The sequence below is a fragment of the Pseudomonas californiensis genome (assembly GCF_021147775.1).
In the GTDB taxonomy this organism is placed as follows: Bacteria; Pseudomonadota; Gammaproteobacteria; order Pseudomonadales; family Pseudomonadaceae; genus Aquipseudomonas; species Aquipseudomonas californiensis.
In genome coordinates, this window is sequence record NZ_JAGTPK010000032.1 from 23,723 (window position 1) to 46,085 (window position 22,363).

8 protein-coding genes and 1 pseudogene are annotated in these 22,363 nt (G+C 56.9%); 5 read left to right on the plus strand and 4 right to left on the minus strand.

What is annotated here, in order from left to right; all coding sequences use genetic code 11:
• Positions 1–32 precede the first annotated feature (32 nt).
• From KDX37_RS23040 to KDX37_RS30005, 4 genes and pseudogenes are all read right to left on the minus strand, one after another.
• A complete protein-coding gene (locus KDX37_RS23040; protein ID WP_231655324.1) occupies positions 33–2,546 on the minus strand; it encodes a fimbria/pilus outer membrane usher protein in 2,514 nt (837 codons plus the stop codon).
• A gap of 37 nt (positions 2,547–2,583) precedes the next feature.
• A complete protein-coding gene (locus KDX37_RS23045; RefSeq protein WP_231655325.1) occupies positions 2,584–3,339 on the minus strand; it encodes a fimbrial biogenesis chaperone in 756 nt (251 codons plus the stop codon).
• Between the two features lie 101 nt (positions 3,340–3,440).
• Complete coding sequence (locus KDX37_RS23050) at positions 3,441–3,992, minus strand: fimbrial protein (protein WP_406643160.1); 552 nt, start codon at positions 3,990–3,992, stop codon at positions 3,441–3,443.
• A 497-nt stretch (positions 3,993–4,489) separates the two neighbouring features.
• Positions 4,490–9,498 (minus strand): annotated as a pseudogene (locus tag KDX37_RS30005) (RHS repeat-associated core domain-containing protein).
• 312 nt (positions 9,499–9,810) lie between these two features.
• Between KDX37_RS30005 and KDX37_RS23065 the strand changes: the two are divergent.
• From KDX37_RS23065 to KDX37_RS23085, 5 genes are all read left to right on the plus strand, one after another.
• Positions 9,811–11,607: a hypothetical protein gene (locus tag KDX37_RS23065; protein ID WP_231655328.1), complete on the plus strand. Its 1,797-nt coding sequence runs from the start codon at positions 9,811–9,813 to the stop codon at positions 11,605–11,607.
• A 35-nt stretch (positions 11,608–11,642) separates the two neighbouring features.
• Entirely contained in the window at positions 11,643–16,355 is a 4,713-nt protein-coding gene (locus KDX37_RS23070) for a hypothetical protein (protein WP_231655329.1), read from the plus strand.
• A 100-nt stretch (positions 16,356–16,455) separates the two neighbouring features.
• Positions 16,456–18,840, plus strand: coding sequence for a hypothetical protein (locus KDX37_RS23075; RefSeq protein ID WP_231655330.1), 2,385 nt, complete (start codon positions 16,456–16,458; stop codon positions 18,838–18,840).
• Positions 18,841–18,843: 3 nt separating this feature from the next.
• The gene (locus KDX37_RS23080; RefSeq protein WP_231655331.1) at positions 18,844–21,771 is read left to right on the plus strand and encodes a hypothetical protein; all 2,928 of its coding nucleotides are present in this window, start codon (positions 18,844–18,846) and stop codon (positions 21,769–21,771) included.
• Positions 21,772–21,805: 34 nt separating this feature from the next.
• Positions 21,806–22,303 (plus strand): hypothetical protein, encoded by a 498-nt coding sequence (locus KDX37_RS23085; protein ID WP_231655332.1) that lies wholly within the window; start codon positions 21,806–21,808, stop codon positions 22,301–22,303.
• Positions 22,304–22,363: the final 60 nt, after the last annotated feature.

Below are 22,363 nucleotides of genomic sequence, written 5' to 3' on the forward strand. Positions count from 1 at the left end.
CGGGCGGTTTAACGGTGTCGGTTGCGTGGCGATCAAGTGCAGGTCAGCTCTTGCAAGCGATAGCCATCGGTTTGCGGCATGCTCGCTGGATCAATATGCAGGCGGCATTGCGGCTCGCTTTGTTCGCCCCAGTGCACGTCAAGGGTCTGCGGTTGGGCGTCAGTGGCGATCAAGACCTGTCCACCCTGGCCGGCAATTCCCAGCGGCTTTCCGGTTGCATCGCTGATCCGGGCTCCGAATGGCAACGGCTGCCCCCCGGCGGTCCGGGCGGTAATGACCAATCGCGTGACCGTACGAGCAGCGAAGGTGGTCTTGATCACCGCTCCCCGTGTGGGCACCACTTGAGCGCTGCCGTTTTCGATTTCGACTTCCGGGCCAAGCTGATCCGTCTGCAGAGCAATCTGGTTGTACCTGTAGGGGCGCAGGTAGGGGACCAGCGCGTAGCCCTGGCGGTTTGTTTCGACCCCTGTGGCGTTGAGAATGCCGACACCTGGCGTGCCAGGCACTTGCACCAGCGCAATGGTGTCGCCCAGATTGGGTCCCAGCTCGATGCCGTCGGCGTGGAGCAGAACGGCGCCATTGGCGTTGATCGATGTGCTGCGATAACCGGTACCTTGAGTGACGCCTGCACCAACGCTGCCGAAAGCGGCCTGGTAGCCTGCCGAAACCCCGATGCTGCGTTGGTGCCCGTCGTCACTGCTCAGGCTGGTTCGGTAGCTGAGGCGGTTATCGTCAAGGCTGCCACTCAGGCTCGCTCTTTGACTGTGACGGCTGCCGCTGCTTTGCATATCGAACGTGACATTGCTGGAATGACCGATGTCCAGAGGCATTGACAGACTGAGACCGATTTGCCGATCGCTGTTGCGATTGCGCCCCTCGCTCAGCGATTGCGAGGCATACAGGTTATAGGTGATGCCGGCATATCGAGTGTTGAAGTTGAATTGATACTGGCGTTGCTCACTCCGGGTACCCCAGTAGTCCTGTTGTGACAGCGTCATGCCGAGGCTGCTGCGCAACCCGATCCGTTGATGAATGGACACTTCCAGACGGCTGCGTCTGCTGCCGCTGAACGTATTGCTTTGGTCGCGTTGGCGCACAGCCTCGTCGAAGTCCCGATACCCTTCGGTGGAGTAGCGATAACCCGCGAAACGCAGGCTGGTGTCGGTCGCGAATGCCTTGCCGTATTTGATCGCATAACTCATGCCTTGCACGCTGGCCTCATCACGCCTGTCTGTATCGGCAAGCGAATGGGTGAGATCGAAGGCCAGCGCACCCAGTTGTCCCATGTCCTTTGATATTCCAAGCGCTCCGGCCTGGTAGATATCGCTGGTCATCAGGCCACCATAAAGCGTCGAGTTCCAGCCGATACCCATGGCCAAAGTGCCTTGCCACAGCCAGGGCTGTTCGCTGTCCCGAGCGCCGTTGTAACGTCCGAGCGCAGCGCTGTACTTCCATACGCCTTCGCGCAGCAGGTTGCTGATCGTGGCATAGGGCTGGATAAAGCGCCGGACCTGCCCATCAGCCTCGGTCAGCACGACTTCCAGTTCGCCGCTGCCTGCTGTGGTCAGATCGTCAATCGCATAAGGGCCCGCGCTGACGTAGGTTGAATAGATCGGATAGCCGTTCTGAAACACCTCCAGTTTGGCGCGGCTTTGTGCAACACCACGGATCACCGGTGCGTAGCCTTGAAGCGCATCCGGCAGCATTTCCTGATCGGTCCTGATGAGCGCGCCTTCTATCGGCACGCTCGCGAAGACGTCACCTGCCGTATAAGTCTCGCCCAGGGTCAGGTTCGCATGAGTACCTGGCAGATCCCGCTGTGCATAGGCGTAGGCCCGTGTCCATTGGCGGCCGCCTTCTTCATCGTGGCGTATGCTTTGATTGCTGCGCAGTCGCCAGGCACCCAGATTGATCCCGCTATTGAGGTATAGATCAGCGCTGTTGCGCCTTCCGGTATGGCTTGCGGTGCTTTGCTGGGCTGACGCCTGATAGCTGAAAAACGCAGCGTTGATACCATGATCCCAGAGGGCTGGATCGACCTGGCCGAGCATGTCGCGGCGCATGGCAACCTGCGGGACGGAGAGTGACAACTGGAGCCTGCCGCCGTCGAATTCGATCTGTGATCCCGGGACCAGTCGCAGCAGGTCGACGCACTGCTCTTGCAACAAGGCAGGTTCGGCAAGGCTTTCAACCCGAAGCCCCATCTGTTCCAGTATCGGGCTGGAGAAACATGGCACAAGACCTTCGTCCGTCGGGCGCTGTATAAAACGGATCTGTCTCTGGCCGAAATAGCGCGTGTTCACGTAGATCTCTACCCAATAGCTTCCCGGGACCAGATCCTGAGTGTCGATGAGCGAATCGAGCGCCTGCGCGCCGGCATCGCTGGAGTAACCGGGGCCCTGACGCAGGAAGCCTGACTGGAACTGGAGCGTAGCCGCAGCACCGGTGCTCGGCTTCAGGATCAGGGCACCGCTTCCGCATACCAATAACAGGCGCATAAAACGCAGGCGCACCGGTATGAGCCCGGATTCGGGTAATAGCGTCATTTTCAATGTCCTGGAGGTGAATCTAAAAAACGCCGACTCAGGGTGTCAGCGGGGCAGGGGCGGTAAGTGGCGTGCTGTAACCGCCGTAATCGTTGATGGCTGAAAACACCACTTGCACGCCTGGTGTCGCGTAGGTCTCGTCCAGCAGGTAACGTTGGGTCGAAAAGGGGGCGAGCATGGCGGCTTGCTTGAGCTTTTCAGTCTTGCCGCTGCGAGTGACTTCCAGACGAATGAACGACACGTGAAAAGGCGTCGGATTGGCGGCAGTCAGGTAGGTTTTTCCCTCCAGCCTGCTGACCGACCATTGCAGATCCTTGAGCCGCGAGATGGGGTTGTCCTTGAGCTGCGCAGGCCGATAGAACAGTTTCAGGCGTGTGCGCAGTGCGATATTCAGTACGTTGCCTTGTGCCGCGTCCGCCTGTGGGATTTCCTGGACATTGAAGAAAAACAGCGATTCGCGATCATCGGGCAGATCATTGGGCAGGCCGTTTATCTGCACCTGCTGTTCTTTGCCGGGGTTGAGGCGAAACAGGGAGGGTGAGGGGGCAAACGGCACGAGCGAGGTAGCGTCGTCCGCCTGGGTGTTGACCCACGTCTGAACGGCGAACGGTCGATTGCTCGGGTTGGAAATGATGACCGAAGTGCTGCGCTTGTCGCTGGCAAATACCACGCGAGTTGCATTGACGGTCAATGCCGCACGAGCTTCGTGCGTGAAAGCGGTGAGCATGAGCAAAGTCACGCAAAGCGCGCATGCACGGCTTGCAAAAACCTGCTGACGGGTTACGCCGATCATTGGATTTACCTTGTGCGTCCAGACCTCAGGAGGTCTGGATGCATTGACGATGTTTCAGGTGGATGGTGCGTGGACCATCATGTCGGGGGCAGACGGGCAGATCAGTTGATTGCAACAACGAACTGCACGTCTGCCGAGGCCGTACCCGCAGTGACTGTGGCAGCGGTCGACCTGTAGTAGGCATCGAATACCATGTCTGTGATGCCATCCTTGATCAGCGGGTAGTCGGCAGATTCCGCGCCGGGGGCAACAGCCGCTCCGGTGTGGTCCTTGATCACGATGGCCACACCGATCGCACCATCGGAGGTAGGGGTGACACCGAAGTAGCTGCCAGAGGTGTCAGCAGTACCGTTGAATGTCACCTTGGCGACATCATCGACGCCGGTCAGACCGCAGCTGCCTTTATCGTCGATGCGCAGGGCAAATCGCTTGCCGCTGTATTCCTGGCCCACGCTGGTAAAACGGCTGGCGTCGACCGAACCCATTTTCACCAGATTGCCCACTGCGCCGTCGCCGGGATTGACGACTTCAATCGGACAGGTACTGCTGGTGATCTTGCCTTCGAAGTTGATGGTGCCGGTATTTGCCGATGCCGACGCTGCGCAAAGTGCGGCGGCCACGGTCAGGCCCAGTACGGATGCTGTTTTTTTCACGGTAAGAACCTTATGGCGAGTTGAAGTGTAGAAATTTTTTTGCGTTATATGTATCTATTTATATCAAATGGTATGGCGTTTTTATTGCGTGTCATGACGGGGCGGGATTCTAGTGCGGGGAGTTTGATTGATAAAGGGGTGAGTCTTACTTGGTTGATGACTGTGTCTGTAAGAACTTTCCTACTGATTTTTCAAGGGGAAATAGATGGCATGTGACGGGGTTTTCTATTTCTTTTTGTATGTGGATATGTCTCGTTGAAAAAAACAAGGCGGCTTGGAAGTTGTGGGTCGTTGCAGTGATGAAGGTGTAACTGCAGTTTTTGCAATAGTGGCAGGGCAACATCGATTATTAGAAGTTGTTTCAAGAGTGATCTATAGTGAGGTTTTGAACAGGCGGAAGTGCTCGCTCAGAGCACCCCGGCCATTCCACCTTTTATGTGATCATGCACTCACTGGGTAGGCTTCATGTCACAGCAAGCCCGTAGCGTTGCGTCACATCAGCTGTATCCAATCATTCTGATCCCATAGTTCAGTTTGCCGTTCGCCGGAAACTGCTCTGCGATGACGAATGTCGGCTGGATATTCTGACTTGTGACTGCCATGGCTGGCACGTTGTTCAGTACCGGTTGATTGGCTTGATTGGCGCTGGCTGCGGTCCGCGCACCGCTGACACTGGGGTTACTGCCTGGCACTTTTATCGGCAGCGTGTGCAGCCTTGAAGAGCTCATGTCTACGTTAATCGCCATGAGCTGAGGTTTAAGAGCAGCTCTTGGTAGAGTGATGACATCGCCGAGACCGCTTCTCAGGCCGTTCGAGGTTCTCGATGCAGCGCCAAGCGATCCCGCGTTCGACTCACTCGCTGCCATAGCTGCGACGCTTGACGATAAGCTGCTTCTAGCTGCCGTCTGCGCGGCTGCCGCAGGCGCAAGAGCCGCTTTGACGGTACTTTTCACTGTGGAGGCGATTGCGCCGCCGCCGAATGAGAGAGGTAGCGTTGCCAGACCCGAGTACATGCCTGCTGCGCGCCAGGTATTGTTGTTGGTAGCAGCGCCATATGCGCTGGCCGCAGTTGACGCAGCCTGCACCACCGTACCCAGAGCGAGCATCCCGGTGGCTATTGTCGAGGCTGATGCGGCACTCATCGAGATCCCCATGGCCGAGACAGGAACCGTTACCGGCGCGGCTGTTCCAAAGCTGGCAACTGTCGCGTAGGCACCCGCTATGGTGAATGCGACGCCCACACCCAGCATCACCCAGTCCACGATTCCAAAACCATCACCAGCGGAACTTCCCGGCACCACATTTTCATCCGGTCGACGCAACCGGCCACTCTGGTTGGCTGCGTCGTGGCCGGTGGGGTCACGCAGGGCGATGGGGTTGCCCAGGCAGTAGGCATAAGGATTGACCCCCGCCTCGCTGAATGGACTCATGAAGTCCGGACTGTGAAAACGCATCAGGGCAGGGTTGTACGCCCTGTAGCCGTTACCCAGCAGGTACCAGCCGGTGGATGCCTCACGCGATTCGCCGTTGAACCCATGAAGTGCGAGAAGCGGTTGGTCCGGCGGCTGCTCCCCGTAGGCACTGTAGACCGCCGTTCTCAACGTGTCTTGCTGGTATTCACCGAGCACACTCCGGTTGGCGTCGGTGAGCAACAGCAGTGTTTTTTGCGGGTCCTCCGTCGTCTGCTGGCCCAGTGGTTGCTCGTCGAGATAAAGGTGCTGGGTGCGGTGACCGTCCTGGATACGGCTGCTTTCCTGATGCCCCTGATAGAAGTGCAGCGTTTCACTGGCGCTGCCGTGTCTGGACGTTACGAGGTGATCATGACCGTCATACGCATAGGCGCTGACGGGCTCGCCCTCGGAGCCATGAACACCCACCAGACGATTCTGGCTATCGTACTCAAGCTTCTGGCCTCGCTCGTCATTGAGTTGGTTGCCGTTCAGGTCGTAGGTGAACGACGGATTCGGTGTTGCCCTTGCAGGCATGTACGCAATACCTGTCAGTTGGCAGGGGTTATCAGTGTCATACGAGAACATGGCGAGTTCGAACTTGCCATCGGCAAATTCGGCTTTGCTCAGCGTGATGTTGTCCAGAGCATCGAAGCTGAACTGTTGTTTCGTGATCTCGCGGCCCATGACATCTTTGGGGAGCGTGGCGCCTGAACAACGGTAATCGTCAAGACGTCCTCTGGCGTCGTACCTGAACTCTTCAAGCAGCAGACTGGTTCCGTCGTTCAGGTGAAGGTGTCGGCTCTTGACCAGATTGTCCGCTTGCCATTCCTGACGAATGTAGCGCGTGGGCTGTTCGGGAAAACACTGCGTCCTGAGGGTTTCCCTTCCCTGATCATCGTATTCAAGTGCCGTGCTCAACACGGTCGATGCGTTGATGTCGGTCGTCAATATCAGCTCAACGCGGCCCAAATCGTCGTAGCCTAACTCTGCAACAAGATTGCCCTGCTCCAGCGTTGCGATTCGACCGAGCGTGTCATAGTCATACTTTGTCTCGATAGATAGGGTCGTGCCGGGGATCTGCTCGCTACGTTTTACAGGACGTCCCTTTGATGACGACTCGTGAAAGGTTGTCCAGTCGTTGCCCTGCTTATCGGTCCATGCCTCACGCTGCAGGCGGCCGAGCGCGTCATAGTGGTAGGTGCGTTTACCCTGTTCGTTCTCTGCAAGAAGCAGGCGGGCGCTCTTGTCGTGGTATTCGAAGCGGACCCTTTCATCCGGCGCAGTGCTGGTCAGGGCCTGATGCGTCAGTGTCGGGTCGTAAGTGAACTGTATGGTGTCGGTTTTACCGGTTGTTCTTGCCTTGATCTGTGGTAGGCCATCCTCGTAAGTGAAGGTTTCGGTCCGGTTGCCAATCCGGGTCTGCGTCAGACGCTGCAGTCCGTCGAATACCTGCTCACCTGCCAGCGTCCGGGTCGTGCCGTCGGCGTGAATGACTTCAATTTTTTCCGGCAACTCGGCAGAACTGTGTACGGCGTAACTGCGTTCGACCACGCTGGTGTCGGGCAACGTTGTCGTGATCATGCGCGACCATGCATCGTAGCGGTACAACGTTTGCTGCTGCAGTTGATCGATCTGCTTCGTACAGCGTCCCAGGCCATCGTATAAAAAGGTCTGAGTGCTGGCTGTCTCTCCATCGCCGTTCTGGCTGATGATGCGGTCCGGTTGATGCGGTCCGGTTTGCCGAGCAGGTTCAGCCAGATTTCCTGGCGACCGGTAATGAGCGGTTCCGGCCCGGCGCTTTGAACCCAACTGCGCAGAATCGGGCTGGCGGATTCTGTGCTGCCGACGGGATCGAACAACTGATGGGTCTGCACACCATCGCTGCCGATAACGCAGCGTTGTTGGTTCCAGTCGTCATACAGGTAACGGTTGGTGAGAACGAGCGGTTGATCATTGTCGCGATGGTCGTACACGGTTTCTGTGAGCATGTTGCCCCAGTCGTCGTAGCAGGCCGAATATATTTGCTTCAGGGCCTGCGGGTTATTGCTGTCGAGGTTGTCCCGAGCTTCGAAGATGATCCGGCCCATTCCGTCCACTCGGGTACAGGTCTTTACACCCAGTGCATCGGTCATGACCTGTTCGGCCTGATCTTCAGATCCCGCGCACAAGGTGTACTGGTAAGAACGGCTGGCCTCGAAGAGTGGCATGCCTGGCGCAGTCGTTTCAAGAATCACTCTTCTCAGAACGTCGTACTTGTAGTGAATCTTCACACCATCGGCAAGGCTCATTTGCTCAAGTGCCGTCTGCAGTGACTGCTGGCGCAGGCTCGTCTTGGTGGTTTTATCGAAATCGTTGCTCAGGCACTGTTTAGTCTGCAAGGCTTGCAGGCCCGTCTGTTCACTCGTGATTTTTTTGTAATCGTAGGTGATAGAGGTCGATTTTTTATTCAAGGTTTGAGTCTGACGCTGGGTGCGCCCATGCGAAAGTGGTTTTTCTAGAGCGTGAAAATACTCTTTGCGGGTGCGCTGCAACTCCAGCTCATTACCGTTGCCGTCAGCGTCCAGGTGCACCATCGTCTCGGTAACCGGCACGATCCATTCAGGCATGTCACTGCCCTCCAGCGCAGGCAGTGCTGCATAGGTGTAACGCGTACTCAACGTCGGAGCGCCACCCTGACTGGATTTCGCGGGTGTAATGGTCTTTTCCTTCAACTGACTGACAAAACCTTCGGGGTTGGCGGGGCAGAGTTCGCTGCCGTCCGGGCTTCTCTCGCCTTGCGCTGGATACCACGTCAGGTGTTCGACGACTCCGTCCGCGCGTGCCTTGCTCTGCAGGTTGCCGTCAGGGTAGTAGGTGTGGGTGACTGTCTCCTTGCGTATCGCCGACTCACCCGACACGGTCCACTCTGTAGTGATATCACGGGGCATCTGGCAATCGATGGGTTGCTGGTCAAAGGGTTGGCCCGGTCTGATGTTGTAGTTCGTACGTAACGTCTGGGTATGGTTGTTCTGGGAGGTGACTTCCAGCGTCTGCAGATGAAACCGGTTGAAGGTGCGCTGAACAGTGCGTGCGGGTTTGTCATCGATACACAGGCTTTCAGTGCAGACGTAGTCGTAGTCCTGGAGGGTTTTGAACAGGTTGTCCAGGCCGTCGTTTTCCCAGGCTATGGTAAGACCGGCACCCAGGAAGTTCCTGTCGCTGTAGATGTATTCCACATCGACCGCAGATTGACCAAACCCCGGCTCAGTCCGGTGATGGGTAACTCTGGGCAGAGCGGTACGATGGGCACTGGCAGGAAATGTGTGCCCAGCGTCATGGTAGCTCAGGAATTCCCTTCCGCCCGTCGGCGTGCGTACAGACACGATGCACAGCTGTTCGTGGCTGTAATCATGTTCGAACTCCCAGCTCGCCTCATTCTCGGTAGGCAGAACAATACGTATCACGCGGTTATCGCTGTAACCGAGGATCAGCTTGTAATCGGTCAGTTGGCCATCCGTGCCTGAATCAGGGTAGAGATCAATGCTCACCATCTTATCGCTGCGCGACACGGCAAGCAGTCTTTCACCGGCGTCATCCGTGATCTCTTTCAACCTGAACTGACTGTTGCCCGCAGCGGAATAACTGAGGTGCACGCTGTGCCCGGAGGGCGCAATGATCCGGGTGACGAGGGCAACCTGGGAGTCGCCGGCGCTGTGCACGGTCAGCAGTTCCCTGAGTCCGGATTTATGTGTCACACGAAAGTTTCTTTGATCGATCTTGTAGAAGTGAAACGTATCCAGTTTTTTCTCCCTCACCAGCAGCTCGGCGCCGTCGGTGTTGTCGATGCGGTAAGTTTCACCGGTACTTAGAGACAGAATATGCCGATTGATATCGTAGTGCGAAAGTTCGAGGGTCCAGCCGTAGCCATAGCCACTGTCCAGGGTATTCAAGGGGCTGTAAGACAGCGTGGGTTTGATGTCCGGACCGCGCAAGTCATTGCATTTCAACTCGGGCAGATCGATCGATACGTTGTAAAGCCCGGTGCGCGGATCGACACCGCTTTTCAGGTTGCTCATGAAACTGAGCGCTTTGGAATGCACGGAACTGTTGGCTGCAGGCATGGAGGCGGACCTCTTTGATCGGGGAAGAGACGAGTGCGCGGACGCCTGACAATCTCTGATCCGTGCGCCTGGGCATTATTGAGCCGGCAGTGCTGAAGCCAGGCTCGTATTAACCCTAACAACCCTCCGCAGGCAGGCAACCTAGCAGTTGTGCGAGTAGGCGGGGCAGTGAGCGCAGGGTAGAAATACTCCACCCGCTGTCGTGAGCCTGATGCCCGCAGCGTTTCGTTCTTGAGTCGAGTACAAATGCGACAGGAGCCATCCGATATGACCCGCAATCTGCCTGCGCCAAAGGTGCCTGACCTGCAACAGCCTGGCAATTACATCGATCTGGCCAGGTTGGGCTCCGCTGCCCTGACGACGTATGTCGGTTATCCGGGCATCGCTGACGGTGATTTTTTCTACCCTAACTGGCGAGGCTGCGGGGCTGCAGGGGAGGTTGTGGATTTCTTTGCAGATATCCAGGAGGTTATCAGTCCAGGGCCCGAAGGCATGCTTCTGGAGATTGATAATGCATTGCTCAAGGCGCTGGATCAGGGCTGGGTGTTTTATTCCTATCGGCTCCTCGATCCCGCCCAGCGGAACGATCCGGGCGAAGAGTCCGCGCGGCTGTTTTTCTACGTCGGCGAGCGGTCGATCATGGTGCCTGCCCTGGCAGTCGCGCAGTGCAAGGAGTCTCATGACCTGCACCTCGATCCCGCGCTGCTGGAAAAGATCGATACCATTTCGATCGTGACGCCGCCTTATCGCGCCATGCTTGCGGGTGACAGGGTCACGCTTACGCTCGACCTCTACCTGGATGAAGATTTTTGCCTGATCTCCCTCGTTCAGTCAAAAGAGGTGACCGAGGCGGATGTGGGGCAAACGTTGCTGTGGGTCATCGGTGTGACCGAGCTGTCGATGATCGAAGACGGTTTTTTTCTCATGCACTACAGCGTCGACTATGCAATACCCACGCAACCGACGGTGTCGCTCATTCAGAGGCTGTCTGTCGTCGCTCCTTCGCAACCTATGCTGCCCGCGTTGACGATTGAAGGATTCAGCGGTGGCTCGCTGGACCCCAATTCCTTTCCCGACGGCCTCACACTGGTCATCGAGCCCTATCCCGGCATGCGTATCGACGACGGCGTGGTGCTGTACGCAAGCGGTGTGCAACAAGAGGCAGAGAGCCTGCGTACTGATCGTTCGAATCTCGACAGCGGCGTGCTGCAGTTCGATCTTTCGTATCAATGGCTGCTGCAGAACAACGGCAAGGAAATCGAGCTTACCTGGCAGTACGCGCGCGAAGGCCAGGCGGGCAGCGCCATTGCACACAAAGTAATGATCCGCAAACCCCTCGATCTACCGCCGCCGGAGATCGACGATGCCATTATCGACGGTGTGATCGAGAACGGCGTGGCGGGGCATATCTTTGCATCCAGTCTTTTACGTGGAGCACGTGTCCGTATTCCGGACAGCGCCCTCACCGGTGTCGACGATACCGTGCAAATGCATTGGGACGGCTACGGCAACACGGGCAGCTTCATTGCCAGTCCTTTACCGGATGATCCCGGTTCATTCGATATCCCTGCCTCTGCCGTGCCTGCCAACATGGGGCGGCATGTCAGTGTCTATTACGAGGTCAAGCCTGTGTCGCAACCCTCGGGAATGTCGAAAATATTCGATCTGGAAGTCAGAGGGATCAAGGAAGGCTGGCCAGTGATCCAGATCAAGCGTCCACCTGCCACTGATGCGCGAATTCCATTGGGCAGCGTGCCTGAGAAGGGCGCCGGGCTTGATCTGGCCGCATGGGTCTATATGGCGCAGGGCCAGCGCGTACAGGTCAAGGCCATAGGCGTATTGCAGGCAGGAGGGGAAGAAAGAATCGACATTCGTACGGGGGCTGCCGAACCCGTTACCTCGGCGGAGCATCAGGCGGGAGAGGTATCGGTAATCCTTCCCAAGGATTTTCTGGCGCGCCTGAAGAGAAACAGCGAGACCAACAGGGTTACGGTTGCCGTCAGCTTTGACGACGGGGCGACCTACGTGACCTTCCCCTTTATCGACTTCAGTGTGCTCGACTGATTCAGCGGCTGATGCTTGGCTGGGAGAAAACCGCTATGGATGGCAGTTCGCTGGAAGGTCTCGTGTCATGGATGCGCGACAGCAAAAACGACGTGATGCATCGCTGGGGATGCATTGCAGTACTGGCGCGCAAGCAGCTCAATGAGGTGCTGGTGCAGAATCACATCGCCTGCCATACCGCTGATACCGGGTTTCGTATCGATGCAGCGGTTGACACGATTCCGGGCAAGCAGAAAGACATCCTCAGCGGTTTTTTGCTGGATGCGCCCCAGTTATCGTTCGAGAGGGCCGAGCACAATCATGCAAGCCTGAGTTGTCCGGTCACAGCCGGTTCCTGGCTCTTGCTCGTTGCCGAGACTCAGGGCTGGCATATCCAGAAAGTCACGGCGATCAACCCCTTGACCGCCCCCAGAGTACTGCTGAACGTGGACCTGACAACTGCGTCGGGAGACGTGGACGACGACGGTCGCATCCTGCTGGACCTCAGGAACTGTGATGACTTCAGGTTTATGGGAGCCGACACTGAAGAGCAGCAAAAAAGGATCGGGCAGATTTTTCAGAACTGGTTCAAAGGACAGCCCGATGACAAACGTATCCTGGAGTTGGGCAGTATAGGCGGCGAAGGCGGAGGGCTGATGACGCCGGATGGCTTTACGCTGCGTGCGCAGAAAAACCCGGCAGCGGAGCGGGATAATGATGGCGACGGCGCTGTTCTTGTGTGCATCAACATGGCGGGTCAGGACAGGGGGGACGACTTTCCGGCTGATTACCCCTATTTCATTCCTGACGACGTCGGGGAGCACTATTCGGCCACCGTACTTTTTGACCAGGCCACAACCCCCTTTGCCTTGTTCGCTGCTATCGAGAAAGCATTCGGCAGCCAGGCATTTTCGTTTGCCTACGATGCACAGGGTTCACGCTGGGAAGCGAAGCTGACCTCCGGAGAATTGAGCGTGCCGCCCATGACGATCGAACAAACCGATCCGGACACGGGTTATGTGGTGGTTTGCGTCATTGAAAAAATGAACTTCCCTGCCACGGTCGAGCAGCCGCTCGTACTGGGCGTCGAGGGCACCAGCACTCATATCACCTGGTCTTCGGCAGCCATAGTGCGTATTTCGGCAGAGGGTTATCCCGAGCAGGAAAGCGTCACCTTTGGTTTGTCCCTGAGGCTCGACACTAGTTATGAACTGCAAGGCCTCACGTTCGTCAGAACGGCTTATGCGCTCGATAAAACCTACATTGCCCCCGGTGACCTTGATCTGGCTCGCCGTACGGGCTGGTTCTGGAGTTTTATCGAGCAGGTGATACTCGACCTCGTTCACTACGCATTGCTGGAATCAGTCAGCGCAAGCATCGATCCGATGTTTGAAACCACCTTTTCGGCCGGGATCGGTGCCGAAGCCTTCCTGAAGGACAACATCAAGGTGGGGGCTGACCAGTTCATCGAAAGCCAGAGCCTGCACATCCCTCGTGACATTGTCATTTTTGGCCGCGTCAACCCGACCCTGACGACGTTCGTCATCAATCCTTTGCAGCCGATAATGGCGGCAGGAGGCAGTCAGCAGTTCAGCACCCAACCCGGTGTCTCAGGTGTGATCTGGTCACTGGAGGACCCGGCAGGTGGCAGTGCAGGCCTGGGCAGCATCAATTCTGCAGGGCTGTACAAGGCACCTGGCGCTGAAACGTCAAGCCCCACGATCAATCGCATAAGGGTGGTCGCCACGCACAACGGGCACAGCAGCGCTGCGCTTGTCACTGTACTGGAACACAGGTTGAACATCAGTCCCTTGATTCAGGTATGCAACGCCGGCGAGACCGTGGAACTGGCGGGCGGCGCACTGGACGATGCAGCACTGCAGTGGACGGTGCGCAACCCGGTGGCGGGGGAAAGCGGTACGCTAGAACCCGGTAAGGTGCCTGGCCACGATTGCAGCTATGTCGCGGCGGCAAGAGTGCCGGACAAGACGTATGTGATCGATGAACTGCAGGTCGGCAGCGCAGGTGAGACGCGTTCTGCCTGGGTGCTCGTCAGGCAGATAGTGTCACCGTTGACAGTCAGACCGTTCCCGGACGTCAACCTGTCCGCCGGGCAGATACGTCTGCGAGCCTTCTTCGATAGCGACGAGGCCACGCCTGTCTCATGGCGTCTGCCGCTGGAAGGTCCGGGCTCTCTCGATGCAGAGGGCGTCTATACCGCACCTCAAGGTACCGATGACCGGTTTGTCCTGATATTTGCCTCGTGTGACGATGCATTTCTTGGCGACATCGAAGGCCATATCATCCTGCCCCTTCCGCTGGAAGACTTCCCTGACGAACTGGGGTTGCTGAGCGTGCGCACTGAAGAGGAGGGAATGGGGCAGAAATCGCTGCTCAATGATCCTTCCCTCGAGGGGCTCGTGCAATGGATGGCCAATCCCGACAACAACGTCATGCTGGGGTGGGGCGCCATCTGTGCCATGGCACGGGGCAGGATCAACGATCTGTTATCACAGGAATATACCGCCCGTTTCGACAGCGACACTTACCTGCCGCCCATAAGCGGTGAAGTGTCGACAGTGAACGGGGTGTGGAAGGAAAGTATTCACGATTTCATCCTCGATGCACCACGTCTGGCCTTTACCAATGATGACCTTGGTCGCTCACGCGCGACCTTGAAATGTTCCATTTACAGCGGAACGCAGTTCACGCTTCACAACAACGTCGATGTCTGGCAGGTCGAAAAAGCGGTGTACATCGACCCGCTGCAGGGGCCTGAGTTGACACTTGACCTGCAACTCGATCAGGTTCCGGGTCTTGTCGAAAGTGACGGTCGGGTGCGACTGGACCTCAAGGACAGTGACAATTTCACGCTGTCGTTTGCAGACACCGAATATGAGCGAAAGCTGGGCGGTGATTTTTTCAGCGAGCTCTTCAACAAGCTGCCCGACTCACAGCGGATCTGGACACTGGGTGTCATCCAGAAGAACAGCAACCCGTTGCTGGCGCCGGCGTCGTTCAAGCTGCGTACGCAGTCCGATCCCATGGCTGCACGCGATGGCCGTGCGGCGAGCTTTGGTGACGGGGCTCTTCTGGTGTTCATAAGGATGGAGGGCAGCTCGGAGGGCGGAGATATTCCGGTCGAGTATGCGTATCTGATCCCGAATGATCAGGGCAAGGACTATTCAGCCACCGTCCTGCTCGAAGCTGAGCGAGCCATTGACGCCGCGCGTTTCGTTGAAACGGTGGCAGAGGCCGTCAAGGCGCGCTTCGAGGCCGCCGATTTTACCTATAAGCAAAACGCTGACGGAGTCGTGATCAATGCTACAGCAACCAGGGGTTTTCTGAATTTTCCCACCTCCAGTCGAGATCTTCTCCCAAGCAGGGTCGACGGTGTCTGGGTGACTCCCCGCATTTACTGGAACGGCGCGCAGGTTGATCTTGCGCGATCGCAGCCGATGGTTCTGGAGCTGGCCGGACGTAATGGTGTTCTGCTGAAGTGGAAGGACAGCCTCACGATTGCCAATATGCTTGAGCTGAAAGGCATAGAGTTTCCGCTGATTGTGTTCACGGAAAAAATCTCGATTGACGTGACTGTCCAGTACAGTTTCAACGATGAAACCGGCGAATTGATCCTCAAGCCCGAGCTCAGGCTGGATGTGAGCAATTCAGACCAGGATACCGGCATCGAACCCGGCTCCCCGACCCCTTCTATCGCTCTTATGGCTTTGATTGTGGCAGCAGGTATTGGTGCCTCGACCAGCAGCCGCGAGCTATTCATCACAAGGATTACGGACATCCTGGAAAGCACGTTCAATGCGAGTGTGCAAGTCAGCGGGTTCATCCGTGAAAGCGTCCAGCTCAATTTCAATCGCGCCATCACCAGCGATGTGTTGCGTGCACCTCGGGATTTCCTCTCGGTCGGTCGTGTGGCTGCGATGGAAGACGATTTTGTCGTGACGCCTCAGCAGCATCTGATGGTGGCTGACAGCTCCATGAAGTTCACGACCGATCCACCCGAGATGGATGTGCAATGGAGTATCGAAAATCTGTACGGAGAATCCGACGATTTTGGTGCGATCAGTGGGGTGGGCAAGTATTACTCGCCGGAAGCCAGCTCGCTTGAAAAGTCGTTCACCCGGATCAGGGTCACCGCCACGGATCCGGCCACCGGGCATGCCAGCTCGGCGCTGGTTACCGTGCTGGCCAATGCGCTGACCGTCAATCCACTCATTCAGGTCTGCGATGCCCAGGCTAGCGTGGAATTGGCTGCCGGTGCCCTTGGCGGCGGTGATCTGGAATGGCGCATTGACAATTTTGTCGAAGGCGAAAGTGGAGAGCTGCAATTCAGCGAGCAACCAGGCAGTGATCACAACGGCAATCGCGCCTATCTCGCGGCACCGGCCGTGCGAGGTAAAACCTACGTACTGGATGAGGTTGTCGTGACAGGCGTCGACAGCTGCGTATCGGCCTGGGTGCTGGTGCAACAGAAGCTGCCAGGCCTGGTGATCAAACATGAAGAAGCGGGGCTCACCGCAGACAGTATCCATTTGTTGGCGTTCGCCAATGGCAAACCCTTGCCGCCCGATCAGCCCGTCAGCTGGTCAATCGGGGCGCGCGGGCCCGGGTCAGTCAGCGAAGCCGGTACCTATCTCAGCGATCCGCAGTCCAGCGAACGGTTTGTTCTTATTTTCGCAAGGTGGGAACACCCGATCAGGGGTGGGTTCGAGGGGCATATAATTCTGCCGTTGCCTTTGCGCAAGCTCTAAGGTTGGTCAAGGCTGCCTTCACGATTCGCAACGCATTCAGCAGAGCGACTGACGGCAGTCTGTAAGCAAGATGCACACTGATATCAAAGGAGATGATGTCATGGCGGGTTATTCAATGGACAGTCTGTTGGTGTGGTTGAAGGATACGACCCGGTTAAGAGGTTGGGATAACGTAATAGCGCTGGATACTCGACAGGTCAGTGAGGGCCTGAAGGGCATTTACCAGCTCAACCTCGAGAATGGCGTTACGCCAACCGTACCCGACGGAAGCGTCGTCATCCTCGACACCAACATCTCGCACTTTTTCTCGGGATTCGTATCAGGGCCGCCAGGCCTTTCACTCAGGCAGGCTTCGCTTGAACATGCACCACTGGCATGGCGAGTGTCGATGGTCGGTGGCCTGCATACTGTTCTGGCCCGAGAGTATGGTCAGAACGAGGTACTGCGGATATCGGCCTATGAGCCGCTCAACAGTCCGGCGCTTGATATGGATCTGGCGCTGGCCAGCGAATCCAATACCCTTTCTGTGGATCTGGCGCTTGGCGAGGGCCCGGAGCTGACGATTGCCGGCACTAAGACTGAGCAGCGCGAGGCGGGCAAATTTTTTCACAGTTGGTTGCAAAGCCTTTCCGAATCTGCGCGCGTGTTTCCGATCGTCGAATTCAGCGCCACGGACAATCCGTTGTTGAAGGTGCGCAGGATCGAGGCAAGAGCCCAGCTCGAGAACCCTCAAGGTGTTTCTCGACAAACCGCAGAGGCGCAGGGCAAGGGAGCGTTGCTGCTGTTTGTCACGCTTGATTATGGCGTGGCGGGTGGGCTACCGGATGACAGCTCGGATTTCCGTTATCTGATTCCCAATGACGCAGGCGCTGACTATTCGGCGGCGATGGTGTTTTCCTCTCACGCGCTCCACAGGGCCGCGCTTGGCCATGCCGTGATAGAAATGCTGAATAGCCCCGAATTCCTTTTCGAAATGCCTGACAAGGGACCGCTGAGATCGATGGTCGCCCGGTCGGGCACGTTCGACGTGGCGGGCGACAGTTACCAGAGCGCCGACTTTGTTTTCGAGTCTTCCGCATTCAGTGTGCAGGCCTCTGAAACGCAACAGCCACTGACGGTTGATTTCGATTACGGCAACGCTGTTCACAGTTGGGGTTTTCCCTGCACGCTCAACTTTCGGTACCGGGCGCTGAACAGTAGCGAGTGGCAGCCGTATCAGGAGGCAACGTTCAACGTCGCCCTCAAGCATGAGTTTCACCTGACGCCTGGCGAATTCGACAACGATGTGATCGAGGGCCATTTCTATTGCCCTTATAACCATGATGCGCAGGTCACCCCTGTGGCAGGTCATTTGGCAGACATTTCGCCCGCAGACCTGCAACAGATCAATGACTTCGTTGCCTACACGGCCAAACATGGTCTGCTCAAGGGACTGGCCCCGCATTTTCGTGCCGATGGCAGTGATACCTACCTGTCGGGTCTGAAACTGTGCGGCGGGCACGGATTGCAAGCTCGGGCAAAGAGGCTGCCTCACGATCTGGCAGTGTTCGGCCGAATGGGGCCTGACTCCTCGACGCTAAGGATTGTCGCGCCCCAGGGCGTGGTTGTGGCTGGCTCAAGCCTGCAGTTGAGGACTGAGCCCATCTGCGAAGGCTTGCGATGGTCTGTCACTCTGCCTGATGGCAGTCATGGCGCCCCGGGGACGATCAGTGCCCAAGGCCTGTATCAGGCCCCTGATACCGAGGCGATGGGGCAGCGGTTTCATCAGGTGTTGATCAGCGCAGAGAACGCTGTCGGCAACGAGCGCGCTACAACGCTGATTGCCGTCCAGTTTCATGGCGTCAGCCTGAACCCTCTGATCGAAGTCTGCAATCACAGCGAGTCGGTAAGGCTGTCGGCCAGAAGTGTCAGTGGCGCAGATCTTGTCTGGAAGAAAAAGGACGCGGCCAGTGGCGGTAGCCTCGGGCCTGACGGGAGTGATCCGGCAGGCGGCCAGATCTACACCGCCGGGCCCAGGGTTGCAGATAAAACCTACGTGCTGGATGAAGTGACGGTCAGCGATGGCAATGACACCCGTTCGGCCTGGATCCTTGTGAAGCAGATGCCGCCTTCGCTCGCGATCAGGCCTGTCGAGGATGCAACGCTTCCCGAAGGGCAAATTCGCCTGGAGGTCTTGAGCGGCGTCGATACAACGAGCTTGAAAAAGGGAGAACGCATTCCGGCAAAGACTTCCGACGAGGAAGGGCTCGTGTGGTCATTGCCTGCCGGTGGCCCCGGCTCTATTGATCAGAACGGTATCTACACCAGCGCTTCCAATGCCGGCGACTGTTTCGTCCTGATTTATGCCACCTGGGAAGACGATTTCCTCGGAGAGTTGGCAGGGCACATCATTCTGCCCCTGCCGCTAAAACAGGCTGCGGCCGTAGTCAAGGCGCTTTCGATAAAACCCGATGTCCAGGCACAGCCTGTTCTGCCCGGAGCGTGAGTCATGTCAATTTCCCTCGATTATCTGAAACACCGGTTACAGACTTCCGACAACGGTTCGGTCACTCAGGGCTGGGGCGCTGTTCTGGCCATCAGCTTCTCCGAGCTCAACGAACAATTGCTCGTTCAGTATCTGGAGCGCCATGCGCGGTTGAGTTTTCTTCCATCGTTTTCCGGTGGCATCGACTCGACAGACAAGACCATGAACATTCATCTGTCTCGCATCGAGTTGGGTGTACCGGTTCTGTCCATTTCAAGTGCGTCTGCGTACAAACAGTTCGTGCAGGTGACGATGGGGGTGGTGTCCGGTACTTGCCGAATATCGCGCTGCCCGCAAGGCAGTGCCACCATAGTGTCACAGGATGTACGCATCACTGAGGCCATGGGTTTCAGCCTGCAGGCAGTTGCTGAACTGCAGCTCCATGATGACCTTGGCGTGACACTGGATCTGGCAAAGGCATTCGACTTCACCTGCAACTTGGCGGGGGCTGATGAAGTCTCCAGTGCGCTTGTTGCCGAATTTATCGAGCAGAAGTTCAACAATCTGCGTCTGCACCAGAGTTCATTTTTTCTTGTGCAGAAGTTACCTCCACAGGTGCTTTCGGGCAGCAGGCTTTTCATTCAGCCAGCGCCTGGATCGCACGTGCGGGGGGCCAGAAACTTCGGTGCGGGTGCCCTGGTGGTATTCATGCGATTGAGGGGGCGTCCTGAGTCCGGACGTTTCCCGCCCGCCAGTAATTTTCCATTCCTGATTCCTGACGCCCCCGGCGCGGACAAACGTGCGGGGTTCGGGGTGACGCTGGCACTTTCGCGCGACGCACGAGGCATGACTGCCGAGGGGCTTGCGATGATCGTTGACAGCCTGCGCTTCGCTGGGCAGAGCAGGTTTGTCGAGGTGGAACGCGATGTGTCGAGCGATCTGGTGATGTTCGGTACGCTCGCGTCGCCGCAGGCTGCTATCAGCCCATCGACGACCAGGCTGTATGCCGGGGAGCAGCGGCAGTTTGTGCTGCATGATGCTGACGGTACGGAATTGAACGTCGACAAGTGGGAGGTGCGGGGTCTGGAAAGCCATACGCTTGAAAGCCAGGGCAAGATCAATCCAGTTGGTGTTTACACGGCAGCCCCCATGGAGCAACTGGGCCACGAATCCCTCCGTGTCGCGATCATCGCGACCTACGGTGGTGCCAGACCTCGCATTGCTTCGGCGCAGGTGACGGTCGCGTACGAGGAATTGGAACTCGGGCCACGCCTGGCGCTCGTTGCAGGCGGAACACACCCTGAATCTGTGCCACTGAAGGCATCCAGTCCCGAAGGTGCCGTAACGCGCTGGGAGTTGCTCAGCCCGGAATATGGCGTACTGAGCGACGTCGAGGGTGGTGCACTGTTCACCCCCGATGAGCGATCTGCAAACAAGACACTGATCGCTCAGCAGATCAAGGTAGGGGGAACGGACGGGAAAGTTGCCACGGTTTTGATAGCCAATGGGCAACCCATGCTGCGAATCGATCCCGTCTTTGTAGCGCGGGCGCGACAATCGACTCCCGTCAAGCTGACCGACGACGCCACGATGCTTCCGGGCTTTGAGCGCCGCTGGCACGTGATCAGTGGCGCTGGCAGCGTCAATGACCAGGGTGAGTTCAGCCCGCCTCTGGAGAATGCCGGGTCGAACAGCGTGGTCAGATGTGAGATCGTCCGCGAGGGTATGGTGCTGGCCTGTGGCTATAGCGTTATCGAGGTGTCGGATCTGATCGATGAGCCGACGTGGAGTGAGCTGAGTGTTTTCAAGGTGGTGGTGCCAAGCGTATATAACGTTCATGCCGGAAAGTTGCTTCCGAACGGTCGCCAGCAACTCGCGTTCCGGGTCGAGACGCAAACCATGGACGTCAGCGGTGTGAATTATCCGTTGAGCCCGGCAGAAATGGCTTCGATGCGACTGGTCGATAAAGCTACCAGTCAGGAGATAGCATTCCTGCTTGATGGTCAGGAGGCTATCGCTGAAGCGGCCTCACTGCAAGAGCAGCAACTGTGGGCGACCCACAGTCTCGCCAATCGTTTCGATCTCGCTACCTGGACGATGGCCAGTGCGGATGTGCCGGATACGTCCGCCGCGGCCGAGTCGTCAGTTATTAGTTCGAGCACCGTCGTCCAGCCCTTTTATCTGCAAAGTCGTGCACCTGCAGGAGCTGTCACAGAGTTTTATGCCAGGTTTCAATCTGAAACAAATGCATGGTTTGAATCGATCCAGCTTGCCGACGAGTTCAGCAGGATAACGATCGAGCCTTTAGCGCTTGTTGTATTTGACACGAAAGACTATTTGTTCGAACCGCATCGGGTCGAGGGCAATGATATTCCTCCTCCCACAGCGGAACCGCCCCCGCCCGCGGCGGACGGCGACGTCAGTTCAGACCCCGCATTCAATTCCGTATTTAAGTCTGTCGATTTCTGGGCGTTGAAAGTGTTGGATCCGATGACGCGTCAATGGATAAAGTTTTATGCCGTTGAGTTCCTGCCTTCGGTCAGCGGGAGCGATGATATCAATTGTTCGGCACTGCTTTGGGAGAGCGAACAAGTGAACGAGTCGTTTGTCAGCTGGACAGGTTATATATTTCAGACCATCCCGGATGGCCAGAACGTTGAAAAAATTTCAGTCGATCCCGGTGTTTCGGACGTTATAGGCACCGGTGAAAGTCTGGATAAGGGCGTGGTACTGCCGGGGTTTGAAGTGGGGTCGCTGGTCATCAGCCTGCACCGCTCCTGGAAAATACCCTACCGTCCCGCAGGCGATGCGGTGCGCGATCGTTTGTACCGTCCGCTGGCGGTCAAGTTGATTGATCAGAAAGGAAGCGTTCACCGAAGATACATCGACTTTAGACCCAGCGGTGTCGGAAGACGAAATCGTCTGATTCATAGTTTGTATACCCCCCTTTAAACCTTAGGCTATTGAACGACAGGGAGTCAGGGTCATGAATATAAGGAATGGTTTTTTTGCCTGCCTGCTGGTGGCAGGCTTGACGAGTTTGCAAGGATGCAGGTCTGACAGGCAGCCGGTAGCGCCCGCAGACGATACATCGCGCTACATAAGGTTTGCAGAAAAATTTGAAGAGGGAAAACCTGACGGCGATCAGTGCTCGGTCACCATCAATTCGACTGTGGATTGGAGTTTCGCGAATGATGATCCCTGCAAGAATGATCAGATGAGTTATTTTCAGCTGGATAATGTTCGTTCGGCCACGGGCATCGAATTGGAGTCGAGGCACTGTGACGATTCCGGTGGGTGGGTGTTTGCTTTAAAGACGTACATTGATCCGGTCAGTACGGGCTGGATTAAAATCGAGGATCTGAAAGGCAGACAGCCTGGCTATATCGTTCAGGAGGGCGTTTATCTCGAGTGGAAAAAACGTGAAGACGAGGATCAGATAAAAGGAAAGCTGTCCTGTGTCAGGGTGAGAACCTCTCGTTGACGGTGAGCGCATGGGTTTCGTTGCAAGGGAACGATGAGGCCTGTCTTCCCTTGCGAAAAA